General features: G+C 67.6%; 13 protein-coding genes. 7 read left to right on the top strand and 6 right to left on the bottom strand.

Features of this window, described 5'->3' with window-relative positions:
* The first annotated feature begins 44 nt into the window (after positions 1–44).
* Together ACGFI6_RS24175 and ACGFI6_RS24170 are read left to right on the top strand one after the other, a co-directional pair.
* On the top strand, positions 45–830 hold the full coding sequence (locus ACGFI6_RS24175; protein WP_393122119.1) for an SGNH/GDSL hydrolase family protein: 786 nt from the start codon (positions 45–47) through the stop codon (positions 828–830).
* 90 nt (positions 831–920) lie between these two features.
* Positions 921–1,925: a winged helix DNA-binding domain-containing protein gene (locus ACGFI6_RS24170; protein WP_393122117.1), complete on the top strand. Its 1,005-nt coding sequence runs from the start codon at positions 921–923 to the stop codon at positions 1,923–1,925.
* Here ACGFI6_RS24170 and ACGFI6_RS24165 read toward each other — a convergent pair.
* Positions 1,902–2,465, bottom strand: a complete 564-nt coding sequence (locus ACGFI6_RS24165) for a MarR family winged helix-turn-helix transcriptional regulator (RefSeq protein WP_393122115.1) — start codon at positions 2,463–2,465, stop codon at positions 1,902–1,904. The genes ACGFI6_RS24170 and ACGFI6_RS24165 overlap by 24 nt on opposite strands.
* Before the next feature lie 54 nt (positions 2,466–2,519).
* Between ACGFI6_RS24165 and ACGFI6_RS24160 the strand changes: the two genes are divergently transcribed.
* The 5 genes from ACGFI6_RS24160 (at position 2,520) to ACGFI6_RS24140 (ending at position 7,562) form a co-directional block, all read left to right on the top strand.
* The gene (locus ACGFI6_RS24160) at positions 2,520–3,227 is read left to right on the top strand and encodes an SDR family NAD(P)-dependent oxidoreductase (RefSeq protein WP_393122113.1); all 708 of its coding nucleotides are present in this window, start codon (positions 2,520–2,522) and stop codon (positions 3,225–3,227) included.
* A gap of 49 nt (positions 3,228–3,276) precedes the next feature.
* Positions 3,277–4,326, top strand: coding sequence for a LacI family DNA-binding transcriptional regulator (locus ACGFI6_RS24155; protein ID WP_393122111.1), 1,050 nt, complete (start codon positions 3,277–3,279; stop codon positions 4,324–4,326).
* Between the two features lie 88 nt (positions 4,327–4,414).
* On the top strand, positions 4,415–5,719 hold the full coding sequence (locus ACGFI6_RS24150; RefSeq protein WP_393122109.1) for an extracellular solute-binding protein: 1,305 nt from the start codon (positions 4,415–4,417) through the stop codon (positions 5,717–5,719).
* Between the two features lie 14 nt (positions 5,720–5,733).
* A complete protein-coding gene (locus ACGFI6_RS24145; protein WP_393122107.1) occupies positions 5,734–6,669 on the top strand; it encodes a carbohydrate ABC transporter permease in 936 nt (311 codons plus the stop codon).
* Entirely contained in the window at positions 6,666–7,562 is an 897-nt protein-coding gene (locus ACGFI6_RS24140; protein WP_393122105.1) for a carbohydrate ABC transporter permease, read from the top strand. The genes ACGFI6_RS24145 and ACGFI6_RS24140 overlap by 4 nt, the downstream gene beginning before the upstream one ends.
* A 576-nt stretch (positions 7,563–8,138) precedes the next feature.
* Here ACGFI6_RS24140 and ACGFI6_RS24135 read toward each other — a convergent pair.
* The 5 genes from ACGFI6_RS24135 to ACGFI6_RS24115 are packed head-to-tail and all read right to left on the bottom strand — an operon-like array spanning position 8,139 to position 11,542.
* Complete coding sequence (locus ACGFI6_RS24135) at positions 8,139–8,492, bottom strand: YciI family protein (protein WP_393122103.1); 354 nt, start codon at positions 8,490–8,492, stop codon at positions 8,139–8,141.
* 16 nt (positions 8,493–8,508) lie between these two features.
* Positions 8,509–8,979, bottom strand: coding sequence for a carboxymuconolactone decarboxylase family protein (locus tag ACGFI6_RS24130; protein ID WP_393122101.1), 471 nt, complete (start codon positions 8,977–8,979; stop codon positions 8,509–8,511).
* A 19-nt stretch (positions 8,980–8,998) separates the two neighbouring features.
* Complete coding sequence (locus ACGFI6_RS24125; protein ID WP_393122099.1) at positions 8,999–9,781, bottom strand: sugar phosphate isomerase/epimerase family protein; 783 nt, start codon at positions 9,779–9,781, stop codon at positions 8,999–9,001.
* Entirely contained in the window at positions 9,781–10,605 is an 825-nt protein-coding gene (locus ACGFI6_RS24120) for a carbohydrate ABC transporter permease (protein ID WP_393122097.1), read from the bottom strand. The genes ACGFI6_RS24125 and ACGFI6_RS24120 overlap by 1 nt, the downstream gene beginning before the upstream one ends.
* Positions 10,595–11,542: a carbohydrate ABC transporter permease gene (locus tag ACGFI6_RS24115; RefSeq protein ID WP_393122095.1), complete on the bottom strand. Its 948-nt coding sequence runs from the start codon at positions 11,540–11,542 to the stop codon at positions 10,595–10,597. The genes ACGFI6_RS24120 and ACGFI6_RS24115 overlap by 11 nt, the downstream gene beginning before the upstream one ends.
* Positions 11,543–11,547: the final 5 nt, after the last annotated feature.

Here is an 11,547-nt window from a genome sequence, read left to right as displayed (position 1 = left end):
GAGTACTTCAGTCGCCACCCCTCGCTCACAAAGGCGGTCCGCCCATGAAGTCCATCGCCAGTTTGCTGTCCGCCGCGGCGCTCGGAGCCGCGGCCCTGCTCACCCCCGGAGTCGCCCATGCGGCGGCTCCCAACTACGTCGCGCTCGGTGACTCGTACGCCTCCGGTGTCGGGACCCGCACCTATATCTCCGGCAGCGGTTCGTGCCAGCGTTCCACCAAGGCCTACGCGTATATCGACGCCGGCCGGCTCGGCGCGAACCTGACGTTCGTGGCGTGCTCCGGCGCCAAGGTCGCCGATGTCACCGCGAACCAACTGCCGTCCGTGACCAGCTCGGCGAGCATCGTGTCCGTACAGGTCGGCGGGAACGACGCCGGCTTCTCGTCGGTGATCACCGAGTGCGCGAAGCCGTCCTGGCTCGGCGACTGCTCCGGCGCGGTCGCGAACGCACAGACGATCATCAACAACACGCTGCCCGGCCGGCTGAACAGCCTGTACTCGTCGATCAAGAGCCGCGCATCGTCGGCGCGGGTCGTCGTGGTCGGGTACCCGCGGCTGTTCAACGGCACCGACTGCAACGCCGGTACGTTCTTCAGCCCGGACGAGATGACCAAGCTGAACGCGACCGCCGACCTGCTGAACTCCAAGATCTCGGCCTCCGCCGGCGCGGCCGGGTTCGCGTTCGTGAACCCGACGTCGGCGTTCATCGGCCACTCGGTCTGCGGCAGCCCGGAGTGGATCAACGGCCTGTCGGACCCGATCAGCGAGTCCTACCACCCGAACGTCACCGGCCAGGCGGCGCTCGCGAACCTCGTCCAGCCCGCCATCTGACAAGCCTCCCGCAGCTGCCGTCCGGATGTCCCGGGCGGCAGTTGTGCTTTTGGAGATGCGGAACTGGCCGGTTCGTGGTCTCATGCAGAGGTGGCGCAGAGGTCCATCGACTGGCTGCTGGCGGCCAGGATGCAGGCCAATTGCCTAGCGCGTCCGGTGAACGAGGCCGGCCCCGGAGGGGTGGCCGACGTCGTACGCCGGACGGGGGGACTCCAGGCGCAGACGTGGCGAGGAGCCGCATACGCCGTCCGCGCCCGCTCCACCGCCACCACGCTCGCCGACGTGACGCAGGCCCAGGTGGCCAACCGCTCGGTCGTCCGCGGCTGGTTCATGCGCGGCACGCTGCAACTCGTCGCGGCCGAGGACGCCGGCCCGCTGCTCGGCCTGCTCGGCACGAAGCTGATCAAGGACAGTGAGCGCCGGTACGGCGAGTTGGGCCTGCCGGAGCGCACTCGGGCCGCCGCGGCCGACGTACTCGAGGAGCACGTCCTTGCCCACGGCCCGTCAACGCGCGCGGAGCTGGCCGACGTACTCGTACGGGCCGGGCTGATCGCGGAGCCGAAGGGCCAGGCGGTGTATGCGCTGATCCGGTACGCCGGTCTGCTCGGCCGCCTCTGCTACGGGCCCGGTGAGACGTGGGTCGCCGTAGGGGACTGGCTAGGCAAGCCGCTTGACCTCGACGGTGACGTGGAGGCGCTCGCGCACCGGTACCTGTCGGCGTACGGCCCGGCGACCGCCCGCGATTTCGCCACCTGGTCGGGTCTGCCGGTGCCGGCTGCCCGGCGCGCGATCACGTCGGTGGCCACGGCCTCCTTCGAGGTCGAGGCCACCGACCTGTTCGCGGTCGCGGACCTGCCGGGCTGCGAGGAGGTCCGCATGCTCGGCGAGTTCGACGCGTACCTGCTCGGCTATCAGAACCGCTTCCAGGACCTGCCCAAGTCGATCTTCCGAGGCGGCGGGATGCTCAGCCCGGCCGTCGTCACCGCCGGCCGGGCCACCGGCGCCTGGCGCCACGCGGACCTGTCGGTGGACCTGTTCGAACCCGCGGACCTCACCGACGAACTGGCAGACCTAACTCGCTTCGGCGGCGACTGAGCGCGGGGACGGTTTGCGGGCTACGCGGGTGACTTCGTCGAGCAGTTCCTGGAGTTGGGCGGCCAGTTGCGTGCGTCCGCCGGGGGACAGGGATGCGACCAGTTCGGACTCACGCGTCAGTACCTGGTCGACCGTCCGCTCGATCAGCTCGTGACCGGCTTCAGTGAGCGCGACGACCACAGCGCGGCTCCCGTCGTCGGCCGGGCGTCGGGTGACCAGGCCGCTGTCCTCGGCGCGGGCGACGCGCTGGGAGATGGCGCCGGCGGTGACGAGGGTGCGGCGGGCCAGTTCGCGCGTACTGAGCTCGTACGGCGAGCCCGCGCGCCGCAGCACGCTGAGCAGGTCGAGCGTGGCCGGATCGACGCCCGCGTCTGCGAGCACCCGGCGGCGGTCGTCGGCGAACAGCTTCGCGAGCCGCCACAGCGGAGTGACGATCTCGATCGAGTCGGTCGGCGTCCCGGGACGCTCCCGCTGCCAGGCGTGCGCGATCTCCGAGGCTGGGTACGGACTCGGGGCGTCGAGCGGGTAGTTGTCGGTCACGATCTCCATGCTACGTTTAGACCTAAACATTTAGACCTAAACGTGAGGATCGAGATGCGAACGATCGTGGTGACCGGGGGAGCGACCGGGATCGGGAGGGCGACCGCGGAGCGGTTCCGGGCCGACGGGGACGACGTGGTGATCACCGGTCGGCGCGCCGACGTACTGGAGAAGGCTGCCGCCGATCTGGGAGCCAGGGGAGTGGTGTGCGATGCGACCGACCCGGCGCAGGTCGAGCGACTGCTCGGCGAGCTGCCCGCGGAGGTCGACGTCCTGGTCAACAATGCCGGCGGGAACACCGACTTCGGCCGGCCGGACGGAGGGCTCGCCGAATTGAAGGCGAACTGGCTGGCCAACCTCGAGGCGAACCTGATCAGTGCAGTGCTCACGACCACGGCACTCGCGCCCCGCCTGACCGCCTCCGTCGTCCACCTCGGCTCGATCGCGGGCGTCCGCGGCGCGGGTTCGTACGGCGCCTCGAAGGCAGCGCTGGCGCTCTGGAACACCGAGGTTGCCGCCGACCTCGGAGCGCAGGGCGTCACGTCGAACGTCGTCGCGCCGGGCTTCACCGCGGACACCGAGTTCTTCCAGGGACGCCTGACCGGCGAGCGCCGCAGTACGTTGCTGCAGGCAACCTTGACCAAGCGCGAAGGGCAGGTCGGCGACATCGCCGGCACCATCCACTTCCTCGCGTCGCCGGCGGCCCGGCACCTCACCGGCCAGGTGCTGCACGTGAACGGTGGGGCCCTCACCACCCGCTGATCACCCGCTGAACCGGTGACAACGTGCGCCAGATGTGACAATGGGCGACATGCGTCCCACCGTCAAAGATGTCGCCAAGCTCGCCGGGGTGTCGCCGAAGACGGTGTCGAACGTGATCAACGGCGTCGTGTTCGTACGCCCCGAGACCCGCGCCCGGGTGGAGAGCGCGCTCGCCGAGCTCGACTACGTGCCGAACATGAGCGCCCGCGGCCTGCGCAACGGCCGGTCCGGGATGATCGCGCTGGCGCTGCCCGACCTGCTCCGGCCGTACTCCGCGGAGATCGTGCACCTGGTTGTTGAGCTCGCCCACGAGCGCGGCTGGGCGGTGCAGATCGAGCAGACCGCGGCCGAGCCGAAGCGTGAGTTCGAGCTGCTGTCCAAGGCCCGTGCGTACCTGGTCGACGGCCTGATCCTGAACCCGGTGAACCTCGACGACAGCGCGGTGATGTCGGCCGGCCCGCTGCCGCCTGTGGTCCTGATCGGTGACGTCGACCAGGACGTCGTCAGCCAGGTCGCGATCGACAACGTCGCGGCCGCGCGGGACATGACCAACCATCTGCTCAGCCGTGGTTGCCGCCGCATCGCCACGGTCGGTACGCCGGAGGTCCCGCGCGGGTCCAGCGGCGCCGGTGTCCTCGGCGGATCCGCAGAGTCCCCGGGCAGCGCGGCGTCGCGACTCCGTACGATCGGCTATCGCGAGGCGCTCGCGGACGCCGGCGTACCGTTCGATCCGGCGCTCGAGATCAGTCTGGACCGGTGGAGCCCGGAGGGCGCCTCGATCGTGGTCGGGAAGTACCTGACCGACCACGAGTTGCCGGACGCGTTCTTCTGCTTCACCGACTCGATCGCCTCCGGTGCGTTGTCGGCGCTGTGGAGCGCCGGTATCGACGTGCCGAAGCAGACGCTGGTGGCCGGGTTCGACAACATCGGCGAGAGCCAGTTCATGATCCCGCCGCTCACCACGGTCGATTTCGACCGCCGGGTGTTCGCCGGGGCAGCGCTGGATCTGCTCGCCGACCGGATGGCGGACCGGACCGCGCCGGCACGCAGGGTGATCGTTCCGCACCGCGTTGTCGAGCGTGTCAGCACCGCACGATAACGGGCACGATTCCACAAAAACCCACATCTGAGGCTTGTGTGGGCGATTCTAACGATGTAATTTTCGGTCCGCCCCAGAAGGAGACCGAATGAGTGAAGATTTCTCGCGGCGCAGCCTGCTCAAGGCCGTGACCTCGATGGCCGCACTGGCCGGTGGCGGCGGACTGCTCGCCGGGTGCGCGTCCGGTACGTCGCGCTCGACGACCGACCTGAGCTACTGGCACCTGCTGACCGGTGGAGACGGGACTGTGATGGCGGGCATGGTGGACGCCGTCAACGCAGCGAACCTGGGCTTCCACACGACCCAGACCGTGCTGGCCTGGGGCGCGCCGTACTACACGAAGCTCGCGATGGCCTCGGCCGGCGGCCGCGCTCCGGACGTGGCGATCATGCACGCGTCCCGGATCGCCGGGTACGCGCCCGGCGGGCTGCTCGAGCCGTGGGACCTGGACCTGCTCGCCGAGGCCGGCGTCCACGAGAGCGACTTCCCGGCCCGTGTCTGGGAGAAGTGCCAGTACGACGGGAAGCTCTACGCGATCGCGCTCGACACGCACCCGTTCGTGCTCTACTACAACACCGATCACGCCGAGAAGGCCGGTGTCACCGACGCGCTGCACTCGATGAAGACTCCCGAGGAGTTCACCGAGGTCGCGACGAAGCTGCAGCAGACCACCGGCAAGCACGGCCTGTCCTACGGCTACCTCGGTGACGGCGCCCAGATGTGGCGGCTGTTCTACACCTTCTACCGGCAGACCGGCGCGGACATGAAGCTCGTCCCCGGTCAGAAGGCAGAGGTCGACAAGGACGCCGCCGTGAAGGCGCTGACGTTCATCCGCTCGCTGCTGAACGACAAGATCGCCTCCCGCAGCGGGGACGGAGGGACCGCGACCAGCGAGTTCCTGCACGGCGAGAGCGGCATGTTCTTCGGCGGGGTCTGGGAGTTGCCCGTGCTGAAGGACGCGAAGATGCCGGTCGACGCGCTGCCGATCCCGACGCTGTTCGGCACCCAGGCCGCGTACGCGGACTCGCACACATTCGTGCTGCCACGGCAGTCGAAGGTGTCGCCGGAGCGCCGCAAGCACGTGTACACGATGGTGGCCGAGGTCCTGAAGCGATCGGCGAAATGGGCGGCCGGCGGCCACATTCCGGCGTACCAACCGGTCGCGACGGGCGCCGAGTACCAGGCGCTCAAGCCGCAGTCGAACTACGCGGGCATCCCGGCGTACGTGAACTACGACCCGGACGTGTGGTTCAGCGGCGCCGGCAGCGACTTCCAGAACTACTTCGCCGAGAACGTGCAGAGCGTGTACCTCGGCAGCGGTGATCCAGGCGCCGGATTCGACGGTTTCGTCGCCCGGCTCAACAAGCTGCTCGACCGTCCGCAGCCGGTGTGAGAGGAGAGAACCAGATGTCGACTGCAATTGACACTCCGCCCGCGGCAACGGCGGAAGCGACGGCTCAGGGCAAGGCCCGGGCCAAGCGCGGCGAGACACTCACCGGCTGGGCCTTCGCGGCGCCGTTCGCCGTCCTGTTCGTGCTGTTTCTCGTCGTGCCCGCGATCTACGGGCTGTACCTCAGCTTCACCGGCGAGACGCTGACCGGTGCCGGCAGCGGCCTGGTCGGCTTCGCCAACTACGGCGAGGCTCTGACCGACCCGGACATGTGGAAGTCGCTCGGGAACACCCTGTGGTTCACCGTGCTGAGCACGATCCCGCTCGTGGTTCTGTCGCTCGCGCTGGCGCTACTGGTCAACCTCGGCCTGCCCGGCCGCTGGTTGTGGCGACTGTCGTTCTTCCTGCCGTACCTGCTCGCGTCGACCGTCGTCGTGATGTTCTGGTCCTGGATGTACAACCCGACGCTCGGGCTGATCAACGGCGTACTGGCGAAGTTCGGAGCCGCTCCGGTGGCGTGGCTGCAGGACCCGAAGGTCGCGATGATCTCGGTCGTGATCACCACGCTGTGGTGGACGATCGGGTTCAACTTCCTGCTCTACCTGGCGGCATTGCAGAACATCCCCGAGCAGCAGTTCGAGGCGGCCGCGATCGACGGCGCCGGCAAGTGGCGGCAGCTGTTCTCGATCGTGATCCCGCAACTGGCCCCGACCACCGCACTGCTCCTGACGCTGCAGGTGCTCGCCTCGCTGAAGGTCTTCGACCAGATCTACATGCTCACCAACGGCGGCCCGGCCGGGAAGACCCGGTCGATCGTGCAGTACATCTACGAGTCCGGCTTCACCGGCTACCGGTTCGGCTACTCGTCGGCCATCTCGTACCTGTTCTTCGCGCTCATCGTCCTGGTGTCGCTGGCGCAGTACAAGCTGATCAACCGCAGGAGCGCCGCATGAGCACGTACACGTTGAGCCGAGGGATCCAGGGCCGCCGGATCAAGCAGACGCACAAGCCGGGCGAGAACCCGTGGAGCATCGCGCGGATCGGCGCGCTGCTCGTACTTGCGGTCCTGGCCGTTTCCTGGCTGGTGCCCTTCGCGTGGGCGGTCGTCACGTCACTGAAGAGCGAGGCGGACGCGGGGGCCTCGCAGATCACGATCAACCCGCCGGACGGGTTCAGCTTCGAGGCGTACCGCAAGGTGCTGTCCGCAGGTGACATCCCTGCCTGGGCGTGGAACAGCCTGATCACGTCGGTCGCCATCACGCTGATCACGGTGGCGACGTCGGCGCTGGCCGGCTACGCGTTCTCGCGGGTCAACTTCAAGGGCAAACGACTGTTGTACGCGGCGATCATCGCGGCGATCATCATCCCGCCGCAGTTGCTGATCGTGCCGCTGTTCCGGCAGATGCTGGCCTTCAACCTGGTCGACACCTACTGGGGCATCATCCTGCCGCAGGCGTTCGCGCCCGCGATGGTGCTGATTCTCAAGCGTTTCTTCGATCAGATCCCGATGGAGCTGGAGGAGGCCGCCCGGGTGGACGGCGCGAGCCGGTTGCGGGTGTTCTGGTCGATCGTGCTGCCGTTGTCGCGGCCGATCCTGGCGGCGGTGGCGATCTTCGTGTTCATCGGCGCCTGGAACAACTTCCTGTGGCCGTTCATCGTGACCACCGACGCGCACCTGATGACGCTGCCCGTCGGCCTGCAGACGGTGAAGAGCGCCTACGGCCTGCAGTACGCGCAGAACATGGCCTCCGCCATCCTCGCCGCGTTGCCCCTGGTCGTGGTCTTCCTGTTCTTCCAGCGCCAGATCATCAAGGGCATTGCTACCACCGGCTTCGGTGGTCAGTAGGTTTCCCGGGTTTCCTGAGAAAACCGTTCCTGGACAGTCGTTCCGGAACGCGGGATTCCGGTCACGATCCCTTGAAATCATGATCACTCTCAGCGAGGGTTGCCTGATCGGCTGTGCCGTCATGAGGTGCCGGCGCGGCCGTGTCCGCCCATCACTCGGGGGCAGTACATGAGGAAAAGAAGGGGGAAGTGTGTCAGCGATGAGTAGGCTCGCCGAGCAGTGCCGTGGTGTGAGGAGTCACGGCAACGCGGGGCTCGGCCGGGCTTCGATCCAACCGGCGGTGTGTACCGGCATCCACGAGGTGACCTCGTCGATTCCGTCGGTGCGACCGCGACGCGTGGCCGTGCTGAGGTTGAGCAACGGTATGACGACCACGCTCCGACTCGGGTCCGGTGCGGAATCACCGGCGCCCGGGACCACTGTCTACGTCCAAGGTGGCCGGGGCATGGGTGACCAACCCGCTTCAGGTGGGGTCATCCTCGCGGCCGGCGACCGGACGTCGATGGTCTGAGTCAGTGACTCGCCGGTCTCAGGTGTCCAACGCCCAGCTGAGGCCGGCAAGTCCCTGGACAGGCACTAACTCTGCATCGGATCGGTGAACTCGCGGATCTCGATCGGCGAGTACGGCGCCTCGGGCAGCCGCGCGGCGATCTCCGTCGCGCGGTCCAGGCCCGCACAGTCGACGACGTAGTACCCGGCCAGTACTTCCTTGGCCTCGGTGAACGGTCCGTCGGTGACCGCCGCGACGCCGTCGTGCAGCCTGACCACGCGGGCGTTCACGGTGGTCAGGCCGACTCCGTCCACGAGCTCACCGCTCGCCTTCAGCTCGTCGCTGAGGACGCGGTGCTGATCGAGCACCCCGTCGATACCCTGCTCGTGCAGCGTTTCCCAGGTCTCTTCGTTCCCGTAGATCAGCAGCATGTATTTCATTGGTTCACGGTAGCGACTACCAGGTAGCGCCGGCCGGCTGGCGCACCGTCGTGTTGAGGCGGTTGAACAGGTTGGTCAGCGCGATCATCAAGATCACGGCGGACAGCTGCTTCTCGTCGAAGTGCTCGCTCGCCGCCGCCCACATCTCGTCGCTGACCGCGTTCGGGTTGTCCGCGAGCCGGGTCGCGGCCTCGGTCATCTCCAGCGCGGCCCGTTCGGCAGCGGTGAACAGGTCCGAGTCGCGCCAGGCCGCGACCTGGTGCAGCCGCTCGTCGGTCTCGCCGTTCTTCAGCGCCGACTTGATGCCGCCGAACACGCACGGCGAGCAGCCGTTGATCTGGCTGGCCCGCAGGTGCACGAGCTCGAGAGTCTTGCCGTCGGCGCCGGACTGCCCGATCGCCTTGTAGATGTTCTGGATGCCCTTGGTGGCGTCCGGCAGGATCATCGCGGGGTTGGTCATCCGTGCTTGCATGATTGGCTTCTCCATCAGTGTCAGGGTGTTGAACTCACCCCCTTGACGGATGCTGCGCGGCCGATGTGACAGCGAACCGCAGATCTCTTGCCAGCCGTTCCTCGACCGGTACGCCCGCATCGGAGTACTGCGCGGTCAGGCAGATCGGACCGTCGTAGCCGAGCTGCTGCAGCGCCGCGAACACAGCGGGCCAGTCGGACAACCCGTCCTCGGCCTCGACGAAGTTCGTCTTCCACCCGGCGTCGCCGCGGACGTAGTGCACGTTCTTGAGGTTCACGATCCCGAGCCGATCGGCGCCGAGCGGCAGCGTCACCGCGGGTTGATCGCCCGCGAGCGCGTCGTGCGCCGCGTCCCAGACCAGCTTGAACTGCTCGGGAAGCCCGTCCAGCAGCTGCAGTACGCCGAGCGTCGACGACACGTACCGCCCGTGATGCGGCTGCACCCCGACCTGGACGTCGTACCGCTGCGTCAGTACGGCAGCCTGTTCGAGCAGCTCGCGGTTGTGCCGTACGGACGCGGCGTACCCGTCGGGACCGAGGTCGGCCATGATCCTGATCATCGGTACGCCGGCCTCGGCGCACGCGGCGAACACCGGTTCGGACAGGTCGCTCGCGACGCTGATCGGTTCGATGCCCTCGGCCCGTAACTGGGCGGTGAACTTCGGCAGCTCGGCCTCGGCGTTCGACGGCGTCACGTACGCCGTGTCGCGCACCGGCACCTCGGCGCCGCCGAACCCGATCCCGGCGATCAGCCGGCCGAGCTCGGCACCGGGCAGCGCCGCCCAGGGCTTGGTGAAGACGGACCACAGACAGGACATCAACGGCCTCCCAGCCCACTCATGGTGATTCCTCGGACGAACCAGCGTTGCGTGAGGAAGAACAGCACGATCAACGGGATCGTGGTGACGGTCGCCGCCATCAGCAGCAGGTTCCACTGCGTGCCGTTGGTGTCCTGGAACACCTGCAGCCCGACCGACGCGGTGCGGGTCGCGTCGGTGTTCGAGATCACCAGCGGCCACAGCAGGTTGTTCCACTGCCCGATGAACTTGAACACGGCCAGCGTCGCGATCGCGGGAACGGCGAGCGGGATGATCACCCGTACGAACGCCTGCCAGCGGTTCGCCCCGTCGAGCCGCGCGGCCTCCTCGTAGTCGCGCGGGATGCCGAGGAAGAACTGCCGGAGCAGGAACACCCCGAGTGCGGTGAAGGCGTGCGGCAGGATCATGCCCGGCCAGGTGTCGATCCCGTGCAGCTTCGCGACCAGTACGAACTGCGGGATCAGCGTCACCTGCGACGGGATCATCAGCGTCGCGAGGTAGATCCCGAACAGCCAGCTGCGGCCGGGGAAGTTCAGCCGCGCGAACGCGTACGCGGCGAGCGCGGCGGTGACGGTCTCGAGAATTGTGGTCCCGGCGGCGAAGTAGATGGTGTTCAGCAGGTACTTGCCGAGCGGGACCAGGTCGAACGCTCGGGTCAGGTTCTCGGGATGCCAACTGCTCGGCCAGAACGTCGGCTTCGCGGCCATCGACTCGGCATCGGACTGGAACGCGACGAGCACCATCATGACGACCGGGATCAGCGTGACGCCGGTGACCACGAAGCACGCGAAGACGACGAGTTTGCGCCTGATCTCAGTTGTCATAGTGGACCAGCCTCCGCTGGAACAGGAACTGCGTGGTGGTGATCAGGACGATGAACGCGAACAGGACGAGCGACTGCGCCGCCGCGTACCCCTGGTCGTAGTTCTCGAAGCCGGTCCGGTAGATGTACATGACCAGCGTGGTGGTGCGGGTGCCTGGACCACCGTTCGTCATGATCAGCGCCTGGTCGAAGACCTGGAACGAGCCGATCACCGACGTGACGATCACGAAGAACAGCGCGGGGGAGAGCATCGGCAGTGTGATGTGCCGGAAGCTGTTCCACGGTGACGTACCGTCCACCCGCCCGGCCTCGTAGAGCTGTTGCGGAATCGCCTGCAGCCCGGCGAGGAACACCACCATGCCGAACCCGAAGCTCCTCCAGACGCTCATCAGGATCAGCGCCGGCATCGCCCAGTTGTCCGAGATCAGCCAGGACGGCCCGCCGATGCCGAACCATCCGAGCACGGCGTTCACCAGGCCGTCGTGCGGGATGTAGAGCCAGATCCAGACGAATGCCACCGCGACCGTGATCGTTGCGTACGGCAACAGCAGCAGGCTGCGGAAGACCGCGATCCGCTTCAGTCCCTGATTGAGCAGCAGGGCGAGCGTGAGGCTGACCAGGATTGTGAGCGGGACGCTGACCAGGGTGAAGTACGCCGTGTTGCCGAGCGCCGCCCAGAACGTCGGGTCCGGTCCGAGGCGGGCGAAGTTGTGCAGACCGGCCCAGGTCGGTGCGCTGAACAGGTTCCAGTTCAGCAGCGAGATCACGCCCGCGGCGACGACCGGTCCGGCGGTGAAGATCAGGAACCCGATCAGGCTGGGCAGGATGAACAGCCACGCGGTGAGCGCCTCCCGGCTGCGCCAGCGCGGAGGAGGTGCCTGCTTGGGCACGACCCGGGCTGCACTGACCGGAGCGGTGTCTGCGGTTGAGATGGCCATCGTGA

The sequence above is a fragment of the Kribbella sp. NPDC048928 genome (assembly GCF_043197975.1).
Lineage (GTDB): Bacteria > Actinomycetota > Actinomycetes > Propionibacteriales > Kribbellaceae > Kribbella.
This window is presented reverse-complemented; position numbering and strand designations above follow the sequence as displayed.

What these genes read in the sequence shown, in the direction of transcription:
- ACGFI6_RS24140 (WP_393122105.1), top strand. Translation starts at nt 6,666, where the DNA reads ATGAGCACGTACACGTTGAGCCGAGGGATCCAGGGCCGCCGGATCAAG.
- ACGFI6_RS24175 (WP_393122119.1), top strand. Translation starts at nt 45, where the DNA reads ATGAAGTCCATCGCCAGTTTGCTGTCCGCCGCGGCGCTCGGAGCCGCG.
- ACGFI6_RS24145 (WP_393122107.1), top strand. Translation starts at nt 5,734, where the DNA reads ATGTCGACTGCAATTGACACTCCGCCCGCGGCAACGGCGGAAGCGACG.
- ACGFI6_RS24130 (WP_393122101.1), bottom strand. Translation starts at nt 8,979, where the DNA reads ATGGAGAAGCCAATCATGCAAGCACGGATGACCAACCCCGCGATGATC.
- ACGFI6_RS24115 (WP_393122095.1), bottom strand. Translation starts at nt 11,542, where the DNA reads ATGGCCATCTCAACCGCAGACACCGCTCCGGTCAGTGCAGCCCGGGTC.
- ACGFI6_RS24155 (WP_393122111.1), top strand. Translation starts at nt 3,277, where the DNA reads ATGCGTCCCACCGTCAAAGATGTCGCCAAGCTCGCCGGGGTGTCGCCG.
- ACGFI6_RS24135 (WP_393122103.1), bottom strand. Translation starts at nt 8,492, where the DNA reads ATGAAATACATGCTGCTGATCTACGGGAACGAAGAGACCTGGGAAACG.
- ACGFI6_RS24125 (WP_393122099.1), bottom strand. Translation starts at nt 9,781, where the DNA reads ATGTCCTGTCTGTGGTCCGTCTTCACCAAGCCCTGGGCGGCGCTGCCC.
- ACGFI6_RS24150 (WP_393122109.1), top strand. Translation starts at nt 4,415, where the DNA reads ATGAGTGAAGATTTCTCGCGGCGCAGCCTGCTCAAGGCCGTGACCTCG.
- ACGFI6_RS24160 (WP_393122113.1), top strand. Translation starts at nt 2,520, where the DNA reads ATGCGAACGATCGTGGTGACCGGGGGAGCGACCGGGATCGGGAGGGCG.
- ACGFI6_RS24120 (WP_393122097.1), bottom strand. Translation starts at nt 10,605, where the DNA reads ATGACAACTGAGATCAGGCGCAAACTCGTCGTCTTCGCGTGCTTCGTG.